Origin of the sequence: Enterobacter sp. BNK-13, from assembly GCF_048685015.1 — a bacterium.
GTDB lineage: Bacteria > Pseudomonadota > Gammaproteobacteria > Enterobacterales > Enterobacteriaceae > Enterobacter > Enterobacter quasiroggenkampii.
In genome coordinates this window covers 1,428,412-1,450,544 of the sequence record NZ_JBLQTP010000001.1, presented here as the reverse complement: position 1 = coordinate 1,450,544, position 22,133 = coordinate 1,428,412, and the positions used below count along the sequence as shown (strand labels likewise).

Genomic DNA, 22,133 nt, shown 5'->3' with positions numbered 1-22,133 from the left:
AACGCAATGTTTTCCGATTCGGGAGAGACGACAATGCCCCCCTCTTTTACTGACGTCAGGTTATACGATGAAACGTGTTTCTCAACTGACCGCGCTGGCCCTGCTCTGCGGCCTCGCTTCTTTTTCCTCGCTGGCGGCTGATATGCCCAACGCCATCACGCTGTCTCAGCTTCAGGCACAGCACGGCACGCCTGTCGACACACGCGCCAGCGCCTTCTATAACGGCTGGCCGCAGACGCTCAGCGGCCCCTCCGGGCATGAACCCGCCGCACTCAACCTTGCTGCCGCCTGGCTTAGCGCCATGAGCGACGAGCAGATTGCGCTGTGGGCCAAACAGCATCAGCTTACCCCTGCGACGGCCATCGCGCTGTACGGCGACGAAAACGATAACCAGGCGGTGAAAGCCCGCCTGGAGAAAGCCGGTTACCGCCACGTTTCGCTGCTCAGCGATGCACTGCAGACCCCAGATCGCCTTCAGCGTCTGCCCCACTTTGAACAGCTGGTTTACCCGCAGTGGATCCACCGGCTCCAGCAGGGTAAACCCGTGACTGCCGCACCGGCGGGCGACTGGAAAGTGATCGAAGCCGCCTGGGGTGCACCGAAGTTTTACCTGCTGAACCACATTCCCGGCGCGGGCTATATCGACACCAACGAGGTGGAAAGCGAACCGCTGTGGAATAAAGTCTCCGACGACAAGCTGAAAGCGATGCTGGCGAAGCACGGGATCCGTCACGACACCACCGTCATCTTGTATGGCCGCGACGTCTACGCCGCCGCGCGCGTGGCGCAGATTATGCTGTATGCGGGCGTGAAGGATGTGCGTATTCTCGACGGCGGCTGGAAGGCGTGGTCAGATGCAGGCCTGCCGGTTGAGCGCGGCACGCCAGGTAAAGTAACGCCAGCCCCCGATTTTGGCGCGCCGATACCCGGTCAGCCGCAGCTGATGGTGGATATGGAACAGGCGCGCGGCATGCTGCACCGTCAGGATGCCTCCCTGGTCAGCATTCGCTCGTGGCCGGAGTTCATCGGCGAAACCAGCGGCTACAGCTACATCAAGCCAAAAGGTGAAATTGCCGGTTCCCGCTGGGGTCACGCGGGCAGCGATGCTACCCACATGGAGGATTTCCATAACCCGGATGGCACCATGCGCAGCGCTGACGACATCGCCGCCCAGTGGAAGCGCTGGAATATTCTGCCGGAACAGCACGTCGCGTTTTACTGCGGCACCGGCTGGCGGGCGTCCGAAACCTTTATGTACGCCCGGGCGATGGGCTGGAAGAATATCGCCGTCTATGACGGCGGCTGGTACGAATGGAGCAGTCACCCGCAGAACCCGGTGACGACCGGTGAGCGCGGACCTGAAAGCGCGCTCTAAGGGTTAAGTGACTTCAGCGTCACGTAGCCGCTCCAGATGCGCGTTGTGGTGGTCAGCCAGCACAGCGCGCCAAATACCCACGCGAAAAGCGTAAAGTGCGCCGGAAAGAGGCAGCACAGCACAAACAGCGCGAGGGTCTCCGTCCCTTCCGTTAACCCGCCGATGTAATAAAACGACTTGTGCGCATAGCCGGGGTTGTCGATGTCGTGCTTCGCGGCCAGCGCCGCAAACGCCAGAAAACTGCTGCCGGTCCCGATAAACGCAAACAGCAGCCAGGCCGCGGCCAGCGCATTCTCAACGGGTGCTGCCAGCGCAAAGCCAAACGGCACCAGGGCGTAGAACAGAAAATCGAGCGCAATATCGAGAAATCCCCCCGCATCGGTCAGCCCTCTGCGGCGCGCCAGCGCCCCATCCAGACCGTCCAGCAGGCGGTTCAGCACGATGACGACCAGCGCCGCCGGATACCAGCCAAGGGCCAGAAACGGCAGCGCCAGCACGCCGATGGCAAACCCGGTCAGGGTTATTCCGTCGGGCGTTATTCCCGGTCGGTCCAGCACGGAGACCAGACGATTCAGAGCAGGTTTTATCCGCGGATGAAGGTGGCGATCAAGCATGAGGCGTCTCGTTAAAGGTGGCGCACAGCCCCTGCGCCGGAATATCCAGCGCGGCGTTAAAGCGGGCAGAGAGATTCTGAAAGGCAATGAGCGCCGTCATCTCGGTGATAGCGTCATCCGTAAAATGGCGCTTCAGCGCCGCTCTGATGGCCTCATCCGCCCGGGGCGGCGTGGCGGTCACCGCCTCGGCGTAGGCCAGCGCCGCGCGCTCCTGCTCCGTGAACAAGGCGGAACCCTGCCAGTCGCTCACGGCCTGCACCTTATCCAGCGCCCCGCAGCGCTCGGCCAGCCGCAGGCTGTTGGCATCAATACAGAAAGCGCAGTGGCAGAGTTGGGACACCCGCGTCATGAGCAGCGAACGAAGCACGGGCGTCAGGCGCGCGCGACGACGCTCCAGAAAACCGACGAACAGCGCCACCAGCCAGAACAGACGCGGCATGCGCCCCCACCAGCGCGTGGGATTCAGCACGGCGCCAAAATGCTTTTTCTGCATCACGGCAATGGGTTTAAGGCTGGCGGGAAGGGATTCGATAGGGGCAACCCAGGCGGTAGTCTCTTTCACCTGATTCTCCTGATAGCTGGACTCTGAGAAAGGGCACGATAATATGTCTTTTTTCGCTATCAATTATTGACGACCATGCTGAAAACACTCGATGTCGTTGCCGCCATCATCGAAAAAGACGACAAAATTTTACTGGCACAGCGCCCTGCCCACGCCGACCAGCCGGGCATGTGGGAATTTGCAGGCGGCAAAGTCGAGGCGGGTGAAACCCAGCCCGAGGCGCTTATCCGCGAGCTGCGTGAAGAGTTAGGTATTGAAGCACGCCCTGCGCAATACGTGGCCAGCCACCAGCGCGAAGTCTCGCAGCGGTTAATCAACCTGCACGCCTGGCACGTTCCTGCGTTTAGCGGCGAGCTCACGGCGCACTACCACAGCGCGCTGGCGTGGTGTACGCCGGAAGAGGCGTTCGGCTACGCCTTAGCTCCCGCGGATATTCCCCTTCTGGAAGCGTTTATTGTTTTACGCGACGCCAGACCAGCGGGTTCGTGCCAATAACGCGCTCGTCGCGCTGGCACTGCAACAGCACGCCCTCCGCTTTCACCACGGCCCCTTCCGAGTAGTTCTGGTTCTGATAGATGCAGCACTGATTACAGGGCTGCACCGTTTGATTCTGGCCGCTGGAGCTAAACACTTCCGGCGGCACATTCACTTCCACGTCCGGGCGAATGCGGTCAGCCTGCGCACCTGCGGTAAAGATCACACATAACGCGGTCAGTAGATAACGGTTCATAGACACATCTTCCTGTTTTTCCCTTGATAATGACTATAACGGTAAACCGGCGCGGAACCTTTAATATATCTCGTCATCGCTTTTGGTTATGACGCAGCTCATTTCATTAATTTCCCTTTCGCCCTGAATTTCTGCTTGCCAGACAAAGCAGTACGGGTGGTATAGTCAAAAAAACAACACAAAACGCATAAGTCATATACAAACATTATTATAAGAGGTTCTTATATCTATGGATCAGACACGCTCTCTGGAAAGTTTCCTTGCCCACGTTCAGCAGCGCGACCCGCACCAAAGCGAGTTCGCCCAGGCCGTGCGCGAAGTGATGACCACCCTGTGGCCCTTCCTTGAACAAAACCCGCGCTATCGCCAGATGTCTTTGCTTGAACGCCTTGTCGAGCCAGAGCGCGTGATCCAGTTCCGCGTGACGTGGGTGGACGATCGCAACCAGGTGCAGGTTAACCGCGCGTGGCGCGTACAGTTTAACTCGGCCATCGGTCCGTTTAAGGGCGGCATGCGTTTCCATCCGTCCGTGAACCTGTCGATTCTGAAATTCCTCGGCTTCGAGCAGACCTTTAAAAACGCGCTGACCACGCTGCCCATGGGCGGCGGGAAAGGCGGCAGCGATTTCGACCCGAAAGGCAAAAGCGAAGGCGAAGTGATGCGTTTCTGCCAGGCGCTGATGACCGAACTCTATCGCCATCTTGGTCCTGACACCGACGTGCCTGCCGGTGATATCGGCGTGGGCGGGCGTGAAGTAGGCTTTATGGCCGGGATGATGAAAAAGCTCTCCAACAATAGCGCCTGCGTCTTTACCGGCAAAGGGTTGTCGTTTGGCGGGAGCCTGATCCGCCCGGAAGCGACCGGGTACGGCCTGGTTTACTTCACCGAAGCCATGCTCAAGCGTCACGGCTTAGGCTTCGAAGGTATGCGCGTCGCGGTGTCCGGCTCCGGTAACGTGGCGCAGTACGCGATTGAGAAAGCGATGCAGTTTGGCGCTCGCGTAGTGACCGCCTCTGATTCCAGCGGAACGGTGGTGGATGAAGCGGGCTTCACGGCAGAGAAGCTGGCGCGCCTGTGTGAAATCAAAGCCAGCCGCGATGGACGCGTGGCGGATTACGCCCGGGAGTTTGGCCTGACCTACCTGGAAGGGAAACAGCCGTGGGGCGTGCCGGTGGATATCGCCCTGCCGTGCGCCACGCAGAACGAGCTGGATGCTGAAGCCGCGCGCACGTTGATTAGCAATGGCGTAAAAGCGGTGGCCGAGGGGGCGAACATGCCGACCACGATCGACGCGACGGACCTGTTCCTGGAGGCGGGTGTGCTGTTTGCACCGGGCAAGGCCGCTAACGCGGGCGGCGTAGCGACCTCCGGCCTCGAGATGGCGCAAAACGCCGCGCGTCTCGGCTGGAAGGCGGAAAAAGTGGACGCACGCCTGCACCATATCATGTTGGATATTCACCATGCGTGCGTGGAGTACGGCGGTGAAGCATCGCAAACCAATTACGTGCGCGGGGCGAATATCGCCGGGTTCGTGAAGGTAGCGGATGCGATGATTGGGCAGGGTGTGATTTAAGCTTTATATCGTGCGGCCGGGTGCCCTCACCCCGGCCCTCTCCCACAGGGAGAGGGAGAAAACCGGGCGTATCAGGCCGCGCTCTTCTTCTTTTTAAACGGTTTCTTCGCACCCGCGCCTGGTGCAACCATCCCTCTGAAGCGCTTCACCGGCGTGCTGCGCGCCTGATCGATCAGCTGGTAAAGCGTCCCCACCAGCGGCTGCATAAAGTCCTGATAGCGGCACTGCTTCTCGCTAATCTGCGTCAGCACCGACTCCCAGTGCGCGGTCATGTCAGGCCTGGCGGCCAGCTCCGGCAGGGAATGAATCAGCGCGCGGCCCGGCTCGGTCGAATGGATATAGCGCCCCTTTTTCTCAAGAAAACCGCGCTTAAAGAGCAGCTCGATGATACCCGCGCGGGTTGCCTCCGTACCCAGACCGTCGGTGGCGCGCAGGATCTTCTTCAGATCTTTATCCTGCACGAACCGGGCGATGCCGGTCATCGCGGACAGCAGCGTCGCATCGGTGAAATGGCGCGGCGGCTGGGTCTGACGTTCCACCACTTCCCCTTTTTCACACAGCAGCTCATCGTCTTTGGCAACAACGGGCAGCGGCGTGCCGTCGTTCTCCTCGTCACGCTCTTTATTCCCCAGCAGCGTGCGCCAGCCTGCTTCAGCAAGGAAACGGGCTTTCGCAATGAATTTCCCTTTCGCGATTTCCAGTTCGATCACGCATTTGCGGAACACCGCGTCCGGACAGAACTGCATCAGGTACTGGCGGGCGATCAGGTTATAGACCTTTGCTTCGTTGTCGGTCAGATTGACGTTGCTGGCGCGCGCCGTCGGGATAATCGCGTGGTGGGCGTCCACCTTTTTGTCGTCCCAGCAGCGGTTATGGGTGTCCGGGTTCACCACCGGCTGCGGCAGCAGATCCGGCGCATGCACGCTAATGGCGTTCATCACAGAATGACGACCGGCAAAATGCTCTTCCGGCAGATAGCGGCTATCCGAACGCGGATAGGTGATCAGCTTGTGGGTTTCGTAGAGCTTCTGGCAGATATCCAGCACATTCTGCGCGCTCAGGCCGAAGCGCTTCGCGGCCTCAATCTGCAGGGCCGACAGCGAGAACGGCAGCGGCGCGGGTTCTGATTCCCGTTTATCGTTATAGCTGGTAACGATAGCCGGCTGTCCGGTAATGCGGTTAACCACATGATCCGCCAGCGGGCGGTGCAGCAAACGCCCCTCTTCATCCTGATACGACTCGCAGGCATCGCTCGGCTGCCAGACGGCGGTGAAGCGCTCGTCTTTAGGCGTGACGATATGCGCTTTCACCTCAAAGAAATCTTTAGCGACGAAGTTCTCAATCTCTTCGTCACGACGCACGACCAGCCCCAGCACCGGCGTCTGCACGCGCCCCACGGAGAGCACGCCCTGATAGCCCGCGTTGCGCCCGAGGATGGTGTAGGCGCGGGTCATGTTGATACCGTACAGCCAGTCGGCGCGGGCACGCGCGAGCGCCGAGACGCACAGCGGAATAAACTCGCTGTTGGCGCGCAGGCGCGAAATGGCTCGCTCCACCGCCTGCGGGTTGAGGTCGTTGATCAGGCAGCGCTGCACCTGCTGGCGCTTTTCCGGCGCCAGCTCCAGATAGTCCAGCACCTCATCGACCAGCAGCTGTCCTTCCCTGTCCGGGTCACCCGCGTGCACGATTTCTTCGGCTTCATGCAGGAAGCGCTTGATCACGTTGAGCTGTTTGGTGACCGACGGTCGGGGCTGCAGGCGCCATTTTTCCGGCACGATGGGCAGATCGTTCAAATTCCAGCGGGCGTAGCGGCTGTCGTAGACATCCGGCTGCGCCTGCTCAAGCAGGTGACCGATACACCAGGTGACAACCTGCCCGTTACCGCATTCGATAAAGCCGTCGCCTTTGCGATGCGGCTTGGGCAGCACATCGGCAATGGCACGGGCCAGGCTCGGCTTTTCGGCAATAAACAACCGCATCGAATTAACGGATCTCAATCATCGGTCGGCCACCGCGCGCGGTCACCAGCTCGCCGATCGCCGTCAGGGTAATGCCAAACTCGGCGGCCGTGGCCTGGACCTCGGATTCGGATTCCGGCGTCACCGCCAGCAGCAGGCCGCCGGAGGTTTGCGGATCGCACAGCAGGTTGCGCCATTCTTCTGGCATTTCGCCCATCAGGTGACCGTAGCTGGCGAAGTTACGCTGGGTACCGCCAGGAACGGCACCCTGAGCAATGTACTCCTCCACGCCCGGCAGCTTCGGCACGTCCTGATACCAGACCTGCGCCTGCACGCCCGCGCCCTGACACACTTCGGAGAGGTGCCCCAGCAGACCAAAACCGGTCACGTCGGTCATCGCCTTCACGCCGTCGATATTGGCGAACGCCGCACCGGCGAGGTTCATCTGGCACATGACTTCGGTTGCCAGCCCTTTGTGCTCCGGTTTCAGCAGGGACTTTTTCTCGGCGGTGGTCAGCACGCCAATGCCCAGCGGCTTGGTGAGGAACAGCTTGCAGCCCGCCTGCGCGGTGCTGTTGCGCTTCACGCGTTCGGTCGGCACCACACCGGTGACGGCCAGGCCGAAGATAGGCTCCGGCGCATCGATAGAGTGACCACCGGCCAGCGCAATTCCTGCCTGCTGGCAGGCGAAACGGCCGCCATCAATCACTTCACGAGCCACTTCCGGCGGGATGGTGTTGATCGGCCAGCCCAGAATGGCGATCGCCATAATCGGCTTACCGCCCATGGCAAAGATATCGCTGATGGCGTTGGTGGCCGCAATGCGCCCGAAATCGAACGGATTGTCGACAATCGGCATAAAGAAGTCGGTGGTACTGATAATGCTGGTGCCGTTACCTAAGTCATAAACTGCAGCATCGTCGCGCGTTTCATTGCCGACAAGCAGGTTCGGGTCGACAAACTTCGCCTGTTCACTGTGCAGGATGGTCTCCAGCACTTTCGGGGAAATTTTACAACCGCAACCGGCTCCGTGGCTGTACTGCGTTAAACGAATGGTTTGCTCGCTCATGGACGTCTCCTGTCATCTCAATCGCGCTATGGTAGCGCTCATTCCATAAAGAGGTAAGTATGACTGTCTGAATTCTGCGACAGATGCTCAGAATCCAGACAGTTTAGCGTGCGCTATCAGAAGCGGCTGACGAAAGGCGTGGTGTCCGGCACGCTGATGGTGCTGGAGGCTTTAAGCTGCGGGGTACCGAGGTAGAGGAAACCGACAATTTTGTCATGCTCACCGCAGCCAAAACCGTCACGGACCGCCGGGCTTTCGGTCAGCGCACCGGTACGCCAGATACCGTTGAAGCCTTGCGCGACGGCGGCCATTTGCATCGCCATCACCGCACAGCCCGCGGACATTTCCTGCTCCCAGACCGGCACCTTATGGCCCGCCTGACATTTTGCCACGACGGCGATGATCATCGGGGCGCGGAACGGGGCATTGCGCGCCTTGTCGATCCCCTTCTCATCCTGCCCTGCGGCCACCGCCCCCTGCTCCAGCAGCTGGCTGAAACGATCGCGTCCTTCGCCTTCAATTACAAAGAAGTGCCACGGCTGCAGTGTGCCATGATCGGGGGCACGCATGCCGGCACGCAGAATGTTCTCCAGCTGCTCGCCTGCCGGGGCAGGTTCGGCCAGACGGGAAGCGCTACGGCGGTTAACAAGCAGTTCGAGTGCGTCCATTGGTTAACTCCTTTCTTGAAATTTACTCACAAAATTAACACGACGGCAGATTTTGTTACAGCCTGGCAGGCGATTCCTGCTGACAAGTGGCGGTTGGGTCATTACGATAACCCAACATTACCGTCCAGTGGCGACGGAAACAGTCATTTTCTGGTTAGGGAGAATACATGCGAACCCTTTGGCGAATTATTGCCGGTTTCTTTAAATGGACGTGGCGACTGCTCAACTTCGTCCGCAACCTGGTGATGAACATTTTCTTCATCCTGCTGGTTCTGGCTTGCGCGGGTATCTGGATGCACATCAGCAACGCGAATCAGGCGCAGCATTCGACTCGCGGGGCCCTGCTACTTGATATCACCGGCGTAATCGTTGATAAACCGTCAGCCAGCAACCGTCTGGGCGTAATCAGCCGTCAGCTGTTTGGCGCCACGTCAGACCGTCTGCAGGAAAATTCCCTGTTCGATATCGTCGATGCCATCCGTCAGGCCAAAGATGACCGCAACATCACCGGCATCGTGCTGGATCTGAAAGATTTTGCCGGCGGCGACCAGCCGTCTATGCAGTACATCGGTAAAGCGCTGCGCGAATTCCGCGACAGCGGCAAGCCGGTCATTGCCGTGGGCGACAGCTACAGCCAGGGACAATATTATCTGGCGAGCTTCGCCAATAAGATCTGGCTCTCCCCACAGGGTACGGTCGATCTGCACGGCTTTGCCACCAACGGCCTGTACTACAAATCGCTGCTCGATAAGCTGAAGGTCACCACCCACGTCTTCCGCGTCGGTACGTACAAATCTGCCGTGGAGCCGTTTATCCGTGACGATATGTCCCCTGCCGCCCGCGAAGCGGACAGCCGCTGGATTGGTGAGCTGTGGCAGAACTATCTGGGCACCGTTGCCGCGAACCGTCAGATTACGCCTGAGCAGGTGTTCCCTGGCGCGCAGGGCGTGCTGGCAGGCCTGCGTAAGGTTGACGGCGATACCGCAAAATATGCGCTCGATAACAAACTGGTTGATGCCCTGGGCACCAGCGCAGAGATTGAAAAATCCCTGAGCAAACAGTTTGGCTGGAGCAAAGAGGACAAAAATTACAGCGCCATCAGCATGTATGATTACTCGACGAAGAAACCGGATGAGAACGGTGACAGCGTCGCGGTGGTCTTTGCTAACGGTGCGATCATGGACGGTCAGGAGACCCCGGGGAACGTGGGTGGCGATACCACCGCGTCACAAATCCGCGATGCGCGCCTGGATCCGAAAGTGAAGGCGATTGTCCTGCGGGTCAACAGCCCTGGCGGTAGCGTCAGCGCCTCCGAAGTCATCCGCGCTGAACTGGCCGCGGCGCGCGCCGCCGGTAAGCCGGTCGTCGTCTCAATGGGCGGAATGGCCGCCTCCGGAGGTTACTGGATCTCCACGCCAGCCAACTACATCGTGGCTAACCCAAGCACGCTGACCGGCTCGATTGGTATCTTCGGAGTGATCAACACCGTAGAGAACAGCCTGGATTCTCTGGGCGTGCATACCGACGGCGTAGCGACTTCTCCGCTGGCGGATGTCTCGGTGACCAAATCCCTGCCGCCGGAAGTCTCTGAGATGATGCAGCTCAGCATTGAGAGCGGCTATAAACGCTTTATCACCCTGGTCGCAGACTCGCGTAAAAAGACGCCTGAGCAGATCGACCAGATTGCACAGGGCCACGTCTGGACCGGTCAGGATGCGAAGAGCAACGGACTGGTGGACAGCCTGGGTGACTTCGATGACGCGGTGAAGAAAGCCGCCGAACTGGCGAAGCTGAAGCAGTGGCATATCGAGTATTACCAGGACGAACCGTCGTTCTTCGATATGGTCATGGACAGCATGTCCGGCTCGGTACGCGCCATGCTGCCGGAGGCGCTGCAGGCTTACCTGCCTGCGCCGGTCGCCACGGCGGCAAAAGCGATGAAGGCGGAAAGCGATAAGCTTGCGGCCTTTAACGATCCACAGAGTCGTTACGCGTTTTGCCTGACCTGCGCGAACGTCCGTTAAAAACCGTCCCCTCTTCCCGCGAAGAGGGGATTTTTTTCTTTTGAAGAACAAGAACTCACTACCATGCAGAAGAAATCGATTTATGTAGCCTACACTGGCGGTACCATCGGTATGCAGCGCTCCGAAAACGGCTACATCCCCGTCTCCGGCCACCTTCAGCGTCAGCTTGCGCTGATGCCCGAATTCCACCGTCCGGAAATGCCTGACTTTACTATCCATGAATACGAGCCGCTGATGGACTCCTCCGACATGACGCCGGAAGACTGGCAGCACATCGCGGATGACATTAAAGCCCATTACGACCAGTACGACGGCTTCGTGATCCTGCACGGTACCGACACCATGGCGTTTACCGCCTCGGCGCTCTCCTTCATGCTGGAGAACCTGAGCAAGCCGGTTATCGTCACCGGGTCGCAAATTCCGCTGGCGGAACTGCGCTCCGACGGGCAGATCAACCTGCTGAACTCCCTGTACGTGGCGGCGAATTACCCGATTAACGAAGTGTCGTTGTTCTTTAACAATCGTCTTTATCGCGGTAACCGCACCACCAAAGCCCACGCCGACGGCTTTGACGCCTTTGCCTCACCTAACCTGCAGCCGCTGCTGGAGGCCGGTATTCATATCCGTCGTCTGGGAACCCCTCCTGCGCCGAACACCGCGGGCGAGCTGATTGTGCATCCGATTACTCCGCAACCGATTGGCGTGGTCACCATCTATCCGGGTATCTCTGCGGACGTGGTGCGTAACTTCCTGCGCCAGCCGGTGAAGGCGCTGATCCTGCGCTCCTACGGCGTGGGCAATGCGCCGCAGAACGGTGAATTCCTGAAAGAGCTTCAGGAAGCCAGCGAGCGTGGAATTGTGGTGGTGAACCTGACCCAGTGTATGTCCGGTAAAGTGAATATGGGCGGCTATGCCACCGGCAACGCGCTGGCGCATGCGGGGGTGATCAGCGGTTTCGATATGACCGTTGAGGCAACGCTGACTAAACTTCACTATTTACTGAGTCAGGATCTGGACATTCAGTCCATTCGCAGCGCGATGATGCAAAACCTGCGCGGCGAACTGACGCCTGACGAATAAGGAGGTCTCATGAAGCAACGCGCCCTGCTCCTGGTCGATTTGCAAAATGATTTCTGCGCGGGCGGTGCGCTGGCCGTCGCCGAAGGTGACAGCACCGTTGACGTGGCCAACGCGCTGATTGACTGGTGCAAAGCCCGCGGTGAAGCGGTTGTCGCAAGCCAGGACTGGCACCCGGCGAATCACGGCAGCTTTGCCAGCCAGCACAACGTCGAGCCGTTCACCCAGGGTGAACTCGACGGGCTGGCGCAAACCTTCTGGCCGGATCACTGCGTACAGCAGACGGAAGGCGCGGCGCTGCATCCGCTCCTGAATCAAAAGGCCATCGATGCGGTGTTCCACAAAGGCGAAAACCCGGCTATCGACAGCTATAGCGCGTTTTTTGATAACGGGCATCGTCAGAAAACCGCTCTCGATGCGTGGTTACGTCACCACGAAATCACCGAGTTGATTGTGCTGGGGCTGGCAACGGACTACTGCGTGAAGTTCACCGTGCTGGATGCGCTTCAGTTAGGCTACACCGTCAGCGTCATCACCGACGGCTGCCGCGGGGTGAACATTCACCCGCAGGACAGCGCCCAGGCGTTTATGGATATGGCTGCGGAAGGCGCGACGCTGTATACGCTCGAAGACTGGCTGGAAACGCAGGCTTAGGCCTTTTAAGCCGGGTGGCGGCTGCGCCTTACCCGGCCTACTTCTTTGGTTTTGTAGGCCGGGTAAGCGTCAGCGCCACCCGGCAAAACTCCCCCTCCGATCCCCATAAAGTGAACTCCCTCGCAACCTCAGCGAAGCGGCAATGCTATTCTCTTTAGGCTGTTTTTTCGCCACGCCTTTTCCGTGGCGTGGTTAATTTTATTAAGTCAAAGAGGAACTTGTATGAAACGTTTGCCCTTGCTGGCAGCATTACCCTTGCTTTGCGCGTCAGTTGCCTCCGCCAGTTCCCTGATGTCCGTGGGCTACTTTAACGGGGGTGGCGATGTCACCGCCGGACCGGGTGGCGATATCAATAAACTGGACGTTCGCCAGATCACCCACCTGAACTACTCGTTTGGTCTGGTCTATAACGACGAAAAAGACGAAACCAACGCCGCGCTGAAAGATCCGGCGAAGCTGCATCAAATCTGGCTATCGCCAAAAGTGGCGTCCGATCTGGCCTTAATCCCCACTCTGCGTAAGCAAAACCCAAATCTTAAGGTCCTGCTCTCCGTCGGCGGCTGGGGCGCGCGTGGCTTCTCTGGCGCAGCGGCAACCCAAGAGAGCCGCGCGGTGTTCATCCGCTCCGCACAGGAGATTGTCGAAAAATATGGTCTGGACGGGATCGATCTCGACTGGGAGTATCCGGTTAACGGCGCCTGGGGGCTGGTGGCAAGCCAGCCAGCTGACCGGGATAACTTTATCGCCCTGCTGAAGGAGATGCGCGACGCGTTCGGGCACAAAAAGCTGGTGACCATTGCGGTAGGCGCGAATGCGGAAAGTCCGAAAAGCTGGGTGGATGTGAAAGCCATTGCGCCCCTGCTCGACTACATCAACCTGATGACCTACGACATGGCGTACGGTACGCAGTATTTTAACGCCAACCTGTATGACTCCAGCACCTGGCCGACGGTGGCCGCCGCGGACAAATACAGCGTCGATTTTGTGGTGAACAACTATCTGGCCGCCGGGCTGAAGCCGCAGCAGATGAATCTCGGGATTGGTTTCTATGGCCGCGTACCGAAACGCGCCGTGGAGCCGGGCATTGACTGGACGAAACCCGATGCGCAAAAAAATCCGGCCACTCAGCCCTACTTCGGGCCGCAGGAAATTGGGTTGTTCAAGTCACTCGGCTATGACCTGACCAAAGATACCTACGTGAAGTACAACGATATTGTCAAAAAGCTGCTGAACGATCCGCAGAAACGCTTTACTGAACACTGGGACGACCAGGCAAAGGTGCCGTGGCTCTCGGTGAAAGGTGCCGATGGCAGCGCGCTGTTTGCGATTTCGTATGAGAACCCGCGATCCGTGGCGATCAAAGCGGACTACATCAAACAGAAAGGGCTCGCCGGAGAGATGTTCTGGGAGTACGGCGCGGATGACGAAAACCAGTTAGCGAAGCAGCTGGCGGCGTCGCTCGGGATCCCACACTAAGGTGTAGTGTGCCGGGTGGCGCTAGCGCTTACCCGGCCTACAGGGAGAGCCTTATTTGAAAGTCGCAATCGGCTTCGGCGTGATACCGAAGTCCTCTTTCAGCTCACGCTTGCTCTTCATCACCATCTGACCACGGGTGTCGATCGTCATGTGCTGCGCGTCGGTGTTATTGCGCGCCTGCCACAGCATCACCAGCTGCAGGCTGTTCTCTTTCTGCTCCGGGGTCAGCGCGACGCCATCGGGCCATTTTCCCAGCTCTACGGCGGTGACCAGACGCTGATAAATTTCCGGCGTCATACCGCTAATCATGTCTTCAATATTCACAATCCCGCCCTTTCGAAGGAATAATTTGCTGAATCGTTTTTTCAACCCTTGATCTGGTCGCCATTCTCATCATCGGTGAAGCTCATTGAGGCTGAATTCACGCAGAAACGCTCGCCCGTTGGCTGAGGGCCATCCGGGAAGACGTGGCCAAGGTGCGCATCGCAGTTGCCACAGCGAATTTCCGTGCGCACCATGCCGTGCGACGAGTCGGTCAGATAGCGGATAGCCTCATCGCTCACCGGCTCGTAAAAGCTCGGCCAGCCGCAGCCCGAATCAAATTTCGTTTGTGAATTAAACAGCGGGGCATCACAGACCAGGCAGTGGTAGACACCGTCCCGCTTGTTGTGCAGTAAACGCCCAGTGAACGGGGGTTCCGTTCCGTGGTTCTGCGTCACGTAAAACTGCATTTCTGTGAGGTTTTTTTTCAAATCGTCAGGGTTACGTTGGTTCGACATATGCTTACATCTCGCTGTAGAAACAGACATCTTTTACCCCGCATTCTAACAAAACATTAACACCCTTGCGTGCACTTTTGATCTAAACTTATGTGTCGCGAAAAGGCGGTCAGGCAATTGTGATCACATTCACATTTTTATCCTGCGAGGACTTTAAAATTCCGGGCGCAGCCCCCATGTGGTTGCAAGCTCAAAGGGAAAGTGAGGCGAGTCAGTCGCACAAACGTTAGTCACAGGATTGATTTGTCGCAATGATTGACACGATTCCGCTTGACGCTGCGTAAGGTTTTTGTAATTTTACAGGCAACCTTTTATTCACTAACAAATAGCTGGTGGAATATATGACTATCAAAGTAGGTATCAACGGTTTTGGCCGTATCGGCCGTATTGTTTTCCGTGCTGCTCAGAAACGTTCTGACATCGAAATCGTTGGTATCAACGATCTCCTGGACGCTGAATACATGGCGTACATGCTGAAGTACGACTCAACTCACGGTCGTTTCGACGGCACCGTTGAAGTGAAAGACGGCCACCTGGTTGTAAATGGCAAAACCATCCGCGTTACTGCTGAGAAAGACCCAGCTAACCTGAAATGGAACGAAATTGGTGTTGACGTTGTTGCTGAAGCAACCGGTATCTTCCTGACCGACGAAACTGCACGTAAACACATCACTGCTGGTGCGAAGAAAGTTGTTCTGACTGGTCCTTCCAAAGACAACACCCCAATGTTCGTTCGTGGTGCAAACTTCGAAACTTACGCTGGCCAGGATATCGTATCTAACGCATCCTGCACCACCAACTGCCTGGCACCGCTGGCTAAAGTTATCAACGACAACTTCGGCATCATCGAAGGTCTGATGACTACCGTTCACGCAACCACCGCTACTCAGAAAACCGTTGATGGCCCGTCTCACAAAGACTGGCGCGGCGGCCGTGGCGCGGCTCAGAACATCATCCCATCCTCTACCGGTGCGGCTAAAGCTGTAGGTAAAGTACTGCCAGAACTGAATGGCAAACTGACTGGTATGGCGTTCCGCGTTCCAACTCCTAACGTATCCGTTGTTGACCTGACCGTTCGTCTGGAAAAAGCTGCTTCTTATGAAGAAATTAAGAAAGCAATCAAAGCTGCTTCCGAAGGCCCAATGAAAGGCGTTCTGGGTTACACCGAAGACGACGTTGTTTCTACCGATTTCAACGGTGAAGTGTGCACTTCCGTGTTTGATGCTAAAGCAGGTATCGCGCTGAACGACAACTTCGTTAAACTGGTATCCTGGTACGACAACGAAACCGGCTACTCTAACAAAGTACTGGACCTGATCGCTCACATCTCCAAATAAGTTGAGATGAGTGTTTGATCCAAAAAGGCGACTTCGGTCGCCTTTTTTATTTATAAGACAGAGGATTGCTTAATGATTAATAAAATTTTTGCACTTCCGGTAGTCGAACAACTTACCCCTGTGCTCTCCCGCCGCCAGATTGACGGTGCTGACGTTATCGTCGTTGACCATCCACGCGTTAAGGCCTCCGTGGCGCTGAACGGCGCCCACCTGCTCTCCTGGAAACCCGAAGGTGAAGCAGAGGGATTGTGGCTGAGCGATGCGACCTCTTTCAAAAAAGGGGCGGCGATTCGCGGCGGCGTACCGATCTGCTGGCCGTGGTTCGGCCCGTCCGCACAGCCGGGTTTGCCTTCTCACGGTTTTGCCCGTAACCAGCAGTGGACCCTGAAAGCGCATAACGAAGACGACAACGGCGCCGTGCTGACCTTTGAACTGCAGGCTAACGATGAAACCCGCGCGCTCTGGCCGCACGATTTCACCCTGTACGCCCGCTTTAAGCTGGGTAAAACCTGTGAAATCGAACTGGAAGCCCATGGCGAGTTTGAAACCACCTCCGCCCTGCACACCTATTTCAACGTGGGTGACATCAGCGCAGTGAAGGTGAGCGGCCTTGGCGATACCTTTATCGACAAAGTCGATAACGCCAAAGAAGGGAAGCTGAGTGACGGCGTTCAGGCGTTTCCTGACCGTACCGACCGCGTCTATCTGCATCCGGAAGCATGCAGCATGATCCACGACGGTGCCCTGAACCGCGGCATCGAGGTGGTACATCACCACCATAGCAACGTGGTGGGCTGGAACCCGGGTCCGGCGCTGTCTGTCAGCATGGCCGACGTGCCTGACGACGGTTATAAAACGTTCGTCTGCGTGGAAACCGCCTGCGTGACCACCCCGCAGAAAGCGAGTGAAGAAAAGCCATCGCGTTTAGGGCAGACGATCCGCATTGTTAAGCGATAATCTCGCTGCACCACACTAAAGCAAACGGGGCGCATGCGCCCCGTTTTAATGCATCAATTGCACACTATGAGTGCACAATCAGAACTTGTAGGTCACACCGACAGAGAAGATGCCTGCCCAGGACTTGTCGACCATCGGGCTATCCTTCACTTCATCGCTCAGACGCTCATAACGGCCAGTACCGTACACGCTCCAGTCGCCGAGGAAGTTATAGCTCGCGGTCAGCTCCAGGTACGGATCCCAGCCGTCATCTGCGCTGTAACTCTTCAGACCGCTACGACGGGACTCGTTTTTAGAGACGCCATAATAGTAGTCGTTGTAGTTCTCGCTGTTGTACTGCACACCAATCCCCGGGGTCAGAGTCAAAGCACCGTTGGTATAGCGGTACAACCACGCCAGGTCCCAGATAAAACCGTTGCTGTTATCCAGCGTATCGCCTGCCAGGGCCGTACGCAGGAAGCCATACTGGGTGTTATGCACATAAGAGAGGCCAGCCATCATTGAGCTTTTACGCTTGTCGAGCTGGCGAAGCGCGTGGCTGTCGCTATCACCCGGCTTGAAGTGCGTCGGATCGTAGTAGGCCATGATGGAGAGCTTATCGGCCGTATCGTTCCACAGATAGTAGCCGCCGCCGAGCCCACGGAACCAGACGTTATCCCCTTCATAGGTGATAACGGGAACAGGGTAAACATCACGGTCATACTGTTTGTACGGGCTGTTAATGACGCCAACACCCGCGCCAACCGTCCACTGACTTTCCGCCTGTGCGGTGCTTACTGCGGTCGCGGCAAGGATGCCTAATGCCAGAAGTTTGAGTTTGGTCACAATCCATTCTTTCCTGTAGTCAAATAATCAGCGGGTGAAGTGTAACCGTCATTCCCGTACATCCCAAAATTTTTTGCCTGCTAATCAGTCCGATTAACCCATTATTTTTAACTTATCAGATGACAACCTGCTTTCATTTACATGAACGCTGAATGAAAAACGTGCTTTTGCTTTATTACCAGAGTGGAAATTTTTGGATGAGTTATTGATATGTCATTGAAAGTAGATTTTATGGGCATGCAAGTTTTGCAAATGCCATCTACGCTTTAATTTAAGAAGAGTTTTCCTGAACACCTGCGGTTCTTAGCGTCTGACCTGGCACACAGGTTGCTGCTCTGGCAGTGAGGTGCGAGAGATTCTCTTCCGGGAGCCTCCACTACTCATACGAACGGCTCTTATCCTGTGCTAAAAAACGAAAGGACGGCATGCCATGAATATATTCGATCACTATCGCCAGCGCTATGAAGCTGCCAAGGACGAAGAGTTCACACTGCAGGAGTTTCTTACCATCTGTCGGCAAGATCGCAGTGCCTATGCCAATGCGGCAGAACGGCTATTAATGGCTATTGGTGAGCCAAACATGGTTGACACTGCCCTGGAACCCCGGCTTTCCCGTCTCTTTTCGAATCGGGTGGTCGCCCGATACCCGGCGTTTGAAGAGTTCTATGGTATGGAAGATGCCATCGAACAGATTGTCTCCTACCTGAAGCATGCCGCTCAGGGTCTGGAAGAGAAGAAACAGATCCTCTATTTACTCGGCCCCGTGGGCGGCGGTAAATCCTCGCTGGCGGAACGCCTGAAGTCGCTGATGCAGCGCGTGCCTATCTATGTGCTGAGCGCCAACGGCGAGCGCAGCCCGGTGAATGACCATCCGCTGTGCTTGTTCAATCCGCAGGAAGATGCGCAGATTCTGGATAAAGAGTACGGCATCCCGCGTCGCTACCTCGGCACCATCATGTCGCCGTGGGCGGCCAAACGCCTGCACGAATTTGGTGGCGACATCACCAAATTCCGCGTGGTGAAAGTCTGGCCGTCGATCCTGGAACAGATCGCCATCGCCAAAACGGAACCCGGTGATGAGAACAACCAGGATATTTCGGCGCTGGTCGGTAAGGTCGACATCCGCAAGCTGGAAAACTTCGCGCAAAACGACCCGGATGCCTACGGTTACTCGGGTGCACTGTGCCGGGCTAACCAGGGGATTATGGAATTCGTCGAGATGTTTAAAGCGCCCATCAAGGTGCTGCATCCGCTGCTGACGGCGACTCAGGAAGGAAACTACAACGGGACGGAAGGTATCTCTGCCCTGCCGTTTAACGGGATCATTCTTGCCCACTCGAACGAATCTGAATGGGTGACTTTCCGTAATAACAAGAACAATGAGGCCTTCCTTGACCGCGTGTACATCGTCAAGGTGCCTTACTGCCTGCGGATCTCCGAAGAGATCAAAATTTACGAGAAACTGCTTAACCACAGTGAGCTGGTGCATGCGCCGTGCGCACCAGGCACCCTGGAAACGCTGTCACGCTTCTCCATCCTTTCGCGCCTGAAAGAGCCGGAAAACTCCAGCATCTACTCGAAAATGCGCGTGTATGACGGTGAGAGCCTGAAGGATACCGATCCGAAAGCGAAATCGTATCAGGAATACCGCGACTACGCCGGGGTCGATGAAGGAATGAACGGTCTGTCCACGCGCTTCGCGTTTAAGATCCTCTCCCGCGTCTTTAACTTCGACCATGCGGAAGTGGCGGCCAACCCGGTTCATCTGTTCTATGTGCTGGAGCAGCAAATTGAACGCGAACAATTCCCGCAGGAGCAGGCTGAACGCTACCTTGAGTTCCTGAAAGGTTACCTGATCCCGAAATACGCCGAGTTCATTGGCAAAGAGATCCAGACGGCCTACCTGGAATCCTATTCAGAGTACGGGCAGAACATTTTCGACCGTTATGTCACCTACGCTGACTTCTGGATTCAGGATCAGGAGTACCGCGACCCGGATACCGGCCAGCTGTTTGACCGTGAATCCCTGAACGCGGAGCTGGAAAAAATCGAGAAGCCTGCCGGGATCAGCAACCCGAAAGACTTCCGTAATGAGATTGTGAACTTCGTCCTGCGCGCCAGAGCGCATAACAACGGACGCAATCCGAACTGGACCAGCTACGAGAAACTGCGCACGGTCATTGAGAAGAAAATGTTCTCCAATACCGAAGAGCTGCTGCCGGTGATCTCGTTTAACGCCAAAACCTCAACCGATGAACAGAAAAAACACGACGATTTTGTCGACCGTATGATGGAAAAAGGCTACACCCGCAAACAGGTCCGCCTGCTCTGCGAATGGTACCTGCGCGTGCGTAAATCGTCTTAAAACAAGTGCCCGGCGGCGGTTAGCGCCTGCCGGGCCTACAAAATGCAAGTTGGCAAATGCAGTACGGGGGGTATATGACCTGGTTTATTGACCGGCGTCTTAACGGCAAAAACAAGAGCACGGTGAACCGCCAGCGCTTCTTGCGTCGTTATAAAGCGCAAATTAAACAGTCTATCTCCGAGGCCATCAACAAACGCTCGGTGACCGACGTCGACAGCGGCGAGTCTGTCTCCATCCCCACCGATGACATCAGCGAACCGATGTTTCATCAGGGGCGAGGCGGCCTGCGCCATCGCGTACACCCAGGTAATGACCACTTCGTTCAGAACGACAGAATTGAGCGCCCTCAGGGCGGCGGCGGTGGTTCAGGAAGCGGTCAGGGACAGGCCAGCCAGGACGGTGAAGGCCAGGACGAATTTGTCTTCCAGATTTCGAAAGATGAATATCTCGACCTGCTGTTCGAAGACCTGGCGCTGCCGAATCTGAAAAAGAATCAGCATCGTCAGCTTAATGAATATAAAACCCACCGCGCGGGTTATACCGCCAACGGCGTGCCCGCCAACATCAGCGTCGTGCGTTCGTTGCAGAATTCGCTGGCGCGACGCACGGCCATGACGGCAGGCAAACGTCGCGAACTGCGCGAGCTGGAGAGTAGCCTGAAGGTGGTGGAAAACACGGAACCGGCGCAACTGCTGGAAGAGGAGCGCCTGCGTAAAGAGATTGCAGAGCTGAGGGCGAAGATCGAACGGGTACCGTTTATCGACACCTTCGACCTGCGCTACAAGAACTACGAAAAACGCCCTGAGCCCTCCAGCCAGGCGGTGATGTTCTGTCTGATGGACGTGTCCGGCTCGATGGATCAGGCCACCAAAGATATGGCGAAGCGTTTTTATATCCTGCTCTATTTGTTCCTGAGCAGAACCTATAAGAACGTGGAGGTGGTCTATATCCGCCACCACACCCAGGCAAAAGAGGTGGATGAACATGAGTTCTTCTACTCGCAGGAGACCGGGGGCACCATCGTCTCGAGCGCGCTGAAGCTGATGGATGAAGTGGTCAAAGAGCGCTACGACCCGGCGCAGTGGAATATTTATGCCGCGCAGGCGTCGGATGGCGATAACTGGGCCGACGACTCGCCGCTGTGTCACGAGATCCTGGCGAAGAAAATTCTGCCGGTCGTGCGTTACTACAGCTATATCGAAATCACCCGTCGCGCGCACCAGACCCTGTGGCGGGAGTATGAGCATCTGCAGGCGATGTTCGATAATTTCGCCATGCAGCATATCCGTGACCAGGATGACATTTATCCGGTGTTCAGGGAGCTGTTCCACAAGCAGTCTGCTACCAGCAACGCATAAACCCACAGCCAGCGAACCCGCTGGCTGTTTTCTTTCGACCCTGTTCATCCCGTGCTAATGTAGAGAGCTGCATACTGGATTATCACCGGGAAAATCGTTATGACTGACGACCTTATTGGAACAGGAACCCACCAGCAGCTCATTACCTTACTTACCGAGCAGGGCGCGCGTTTTCGCGTCATGGAGCATGAGGCGGTCGGGAAATGTGAAGCGGTAAGTGAAATTCGCGGAACCGATCTGCGGCAAGGCGCCAAAGCCCTGGTCTGCAAGGTGAAGGGAAACGGCGTAAAAAAACACGTTCTGGCGATCCTGGCCGCCGACCTGCAGGCTGACCTGAGCCAGCTTGCCAGCCATTTTGGCGGGCTAAAGGCCTCCCTCGCCAGCCCGGCCGAAGTCGATGCTCTGACCGCCTGCGTTTTCGGCGCTATCCCGCCCTTTAGCTTTCATCCTGACCTGGCACTGGTTGCCGACCCGCTGCTGTTCGAGCGCTTTGACGAAATCGCGTTTAACGCCGGCCTGCTGGAAAAATCCGTGATTATGGATACCCAGGATTACCTGCGCATCGCCCGTCCTGAGCTGGTCACCTTCCATAAAGCGTAACTGCGATGGCTGACGCCCTGTCAGCCTTTTCGTTCCAGAAACAGCACGGAGGCAACGAGAATAACGGCAATAGCGAAAAACGATGAGGAGATAATCAGCGTTTCCACAAACATGTGATCGTTCATGATGGCG

At 56.9% G+C, this 22,133-nt stretch carries 22 protein-coding genes; 12 read left to right on the top strand and 10 right to left on the bottom strand.

Annotation, left to right across the window (positions count from 1 at the left end; translation table 11 throughout):
* Positions 1-67 precede the first annotated feature (67 nt).
* Entirely contained in the window at positions 68-1,375 is a 1,308-nt protein-coding gene (locus tag ACMGGQ_RS06900) for a sulfurtransferase (RefSeq protein WP_234082249.1), read from the top strand.
* Here ACMGGQ_RS06900 and ACMGGQ_RS06895 read toward each other — a convergent pair.
* Positions 1,372-1,989 (bottom strand): CDP-alcohol phosphatidyltransferase family protein, encoded by a 618-nt coding sequence (locus ACMGGQ_RS06895; protein WP_420289752.1) that lies wholly within the window; start codon positions 1,987-1,989, stop codon positions 1,372-1,374. The two genes, ACMGGQ_RS06900 and ACMGGQ_RS06895, sit on opposite strands and share 4 nt — an antisense overlap.
* Positions 1,982-2,551 carry a carboxymuconolactone decarboxylase family protein gene (locus ACMGGQ_RS06890; RefSeq protein WP_024908562.1) on the bottom strand — a complete coding sequence of 190 codons (570 nt, stop codon included), beginning with the start codon at positions 2,549-2,551 and terminating at the stop codon, positions 1,982-1,984. The genes ACMGGQ_RS06895 and ACMGGQ_RS06890 overlap by 8 nt, the downstream gene beginning before the upstream one ends.
* Positions 2,552-2,626: 75 nt before the next feature.
* Here ACMGGQ_RS06890 and ACMGGQ_RS06885 point away from each other — a divergent pair, with 75 nt between their 5' ends.
* Positions 2,627-3,046 (top strand): pyrimidine (deoxy)nucleoside triphosphate diphosphatase, encoded by a 420-nt coding sequence (locus ACMGGQ_RS06885; RefSeq protein ID WP_048222605.1) that lies wholly within the window; start codon positions 2,627-2,629, stop codon positions 3,044-3,046.
* Here the strand turns inward: ACMGGQ_RS06885 and ACMGGQ_RS06880 are convergent.
* Positions 3,003-3,281 (bottom strand): DUF1496 domain-containing protein, encoded by a 279-nt coding sequence (locus ACMGGQ_RS06880; RefSeq protein ID WP_045910243.1) that lies wholly within the window; start codon positions 3,279-3,281, stop codon positions 3,003-3,005. The two genes, ACMGGQ_RS06885 and ACMGGQ_RS06880, sit on opposite strands and share 44 nt — an antisense overlap.
* A gap of 229 nt (positions 3,282-3,510) precedes the next feature.
* On the opposite strand from ACMGGQ_RS06880, the gene gdhA reads away from it, so the two are divergent.
* Positions 3,511-4,854: an NADP-specific glutamate dehydrogenase gene (gene gdhA, locus ACMGGQ_RS06875; RefSeq protein WP_008500700.1), complete on the top strand. Its 1,344-nt coding sequence runs from the start codon at positions 3,511-3,513 to the stop codon at positions 4,852-4,854.
* A gap of 71 nt (positions 4,855-4,925) precedes the next feature.
* Here gdhA and ACMGGQ_RS06870 read toward each other — a convergent pair whose 3' ends face one another.
* From ACMGGQ_RS06870 to ACMGGQ_RS06860, 3 genes are all read right to left on the bottom strand, one after another.
* Positions 4,926-6,833 (bottom strand): DNA topoisomerase III, encoded by a 1,908-nt coding sequence (locus ACMGGQ_RS06870; RefSeq protein ID WP_262779487.1) that lies wholly within the window; start codon positions 6,831-6,833, stop codon positions 4,926-4,928.
* Between the two features lie 4 nt (positions 6,834-6,837).
* Positions 6,838-7,881 (bottom strand): selenide, water dikinase SelD, encoded by a 1,044-nt coding sequence (selD, locus tag ACMGGQ_RS06865; protein ID WP_420289751.1) that lies wholly within the window; start codon positions 7,879-7,881, stop codon positions 6,838-6,840.
* Between the two features lie 116 nt (positions 7,882-7,997).
* Complete coding sequence (locus ACMGGQ_RS06860) at positions 7,998-8,549, bottom strand: NAD(P)H nitroreductase (RefSeq protein ID WP_023327148.1); 552 nt, start codon at positions 8,547-8,549, stop codon at positions 7,998-8,000.
* A 167-nt stretch (positions 8,550-8,716) separates the two neighbouring features.
* Between ACMGGQ_RS06860 and sppA the strand changes: the two genes are divergently transcribed.
* The 4 genes from sppA to ACMGGQ_RS06840 all read left to right on the top strand — a co-directional run bounded on the left by sppA (position 8,717) and on the right by ACMGGQ_RS06840 (position 13,780).
* The gene (sppA, locus tag ACMGGQ_RS06855; RefSeq protein ID WP_420289750.1) at positions 8,717-10,573 is read left to right on the top strand and encodes a signal peptide peptidase SppA; all 1,857 of its coding nucleotides are present in this window, start codon (positions 8,717-8,719) and stop codon (positions 10,571-10,573) included.
* A gap of 63 nt (positions 10,574-10,636) precedes the next feature.
* Positions 10,637-11,653 carry an asparaginase gene (ansA, locus tag ACMGGQ_RS06850; RefSeq protein WP_008500705.1) on the top strand — a complete coding sequence of 339 codons (1,017 nt, stop codon included), beginning with the start codon at positions 10,637-10,639 and terminating at the stop codon, positions 11,651-11,653.
* A gap of 9 nt (positions 11,654-11,662) precedes the next feature.
* Positions 11,663-12,304 (top strand): bifunctional nicotinamidase/pyrazinamidase, encoded by a 642-nt coding sequence (gene pncA, locus ACMGGQ_RS06845; RefSeq protein WP_126534342.1) that lies wholly within the window; start codon positions 11,663-11,665, stop codon positions 12,302-12,304.
* A 222-nt stretch (positions 12,305-12,526) separates the two neighbouring features.
* Positions 12,527-13,780, top strand: coding sequence for a glycoside hydrolase family 18 protein (locus ACMGGQ_RS06840; RefSeq protein ID WP_420289749.1), 1,254 nt, complete (start codon positions 12,527-12,529; stop codon positions 13,778-13,780).
* A gap of 51 nt (positions 13,781-13,831) precedes the next feature.
* On the opposite strand, the gene ACMGGQ_RS06835 is transcribed toward ACMGGQ_RS06840, so the two are convergent.
* Together ACMGGQ_RS06835 and msrB are read right to left on the bottom strand one after the other, a co-directional pair.
* Positions 13,832-14,104 (bottom strand): YeaC family protein, encoded by a 273-nt coding sequence (locus ACMGGQ_RS06835; RefSeq protein WP_023327144.1) that lies wholly within the window; start codon positions 14,102-14,104, stop codon positions 13,832-13,834.
* Positions 14,105-14,145: 41 nt separating this feature from the next.
* Positions 14,146-14,559: a peptide-methionine (R)-S-oxide reductase MsrB gene (gene msrB / locus ACMGGQ_RS06830; protein WP_008500710.1), complete on the bottom strand. Its 414-nt coding sequence runs from the start codon at positions 14,557-14,559 to the stop codon at positions 14,146-14,148.
* A 341-nt stretch (positions 14,560-14,900) separates the two neighbouring features.
* Here msrB and gapA point away from each other — a divergent pair, with 341 nt between their 5' ends.
* Both gapA and ACMGGQ_RS06820 read left to right on the top strand, forming a co-directional pair.
* Positions 14,901-15,896: a glyceraldehyde-3-phosphate dehydrogenase gene (gapA, locus tag ACMGGQ_RS06825; RefSeq protein WP_006809136.1), complete on the top strand. Its 996-nt coding sequence runs from the start codon at positions 14,901-14,903 to the stop codon at positions 15,894-15,896.
* A gap of 72 nt (positions 15,897-15,968) precedes the next feature.
* Complete coding sequence (locus tag ACMGGQ_RS06820) at positions 15,969-16,853, top strand: D-hexose-6-phosphate mutarotase (protein ID WP_048027505.1); 885 nt, start codon at positions 15,969-15,971, stop codon at positions 16,851-16,853.
* A gap of 78 nt (positions 16,854-16,931) precedes the next feature.
* On the opposite strand, the gene ACMGGQ_RS06815 is transcribed toward ACMGGQ_RS06820, so the two are convergent.
* Entirely contained in the window at positions 16,932-17,678 is a 747-nt protein-coding gene (locus ACMGGQ_RS06815; RefSeq protein ID WP_045910236.1) for a MipA/OmpV family protein, read from the bottom strand.
* Positions 17,679-18,108: 430 nt separating this feature from the next.
* Between ACMGGQ_RS06815 and yeaG the strand changes: the two genes are divergently transcribed.
* From yeaG to ACMGGQ_RS06800, 3 genes are all read left to right on the top strand, one after another.
* Positions 18,109-20,043, top strand: coding sequence for a protein kinase YeaG (gene yeaG, locus ACMGGQ_RS06810; protein ID WP_008500713.1), 1,935 nt, complete (start codon positions 18,109-18,111; stop codon positions 20,041-20,043).
* A gap of 74 nt (positions 20,044-20,117) precedes the next feature.
* The gene (locus ACMGGQ_RS06805; protein WP_032651499.1) at positions 20,118-21,401 is read left to right on the top strand and encodes a YeaH/YhbH family protein; all 1,284 of its coding nucleotides are present in this window, start codon (positions 20,118-20,120) and stop codon (positions 21,399-21,401) included.
* Positions 21,402-21,500: 99 nt separating this feature from the next.
* A complete protein-coding gene (locus tag ACMGGQ_RS06800) occupies positions 21,501-22,001 on the top strand; it encodes a YbaK/prolyl-tRNA synthetase associated domain-containing protein (RefSeq protein ID WP_420289748.1) in 501 nt (166 codons plus the stop codon).
* 20 nt (positions 22,002-22,021) lie between these two features.
* Here the strand turns inward: ACMGGQ_RS06800 and yoaI are convergent, their stop codons facing one another.
* The gene (yoaI, locus tag ACMGGQ_RS06795) at positions 22,022-22,126 is read right to left on the bottom strand and encodes a small membrane protein YoaI (RefSeq protein WP_010430055.1); all 105 of its coding nucleotides are present in this window, start codon (positions 22,124-22,126) and stop codon (positions 22,022-22,024) included.
* Positions 22,127-22,133 lie beyond the last annotated feature (7 nt).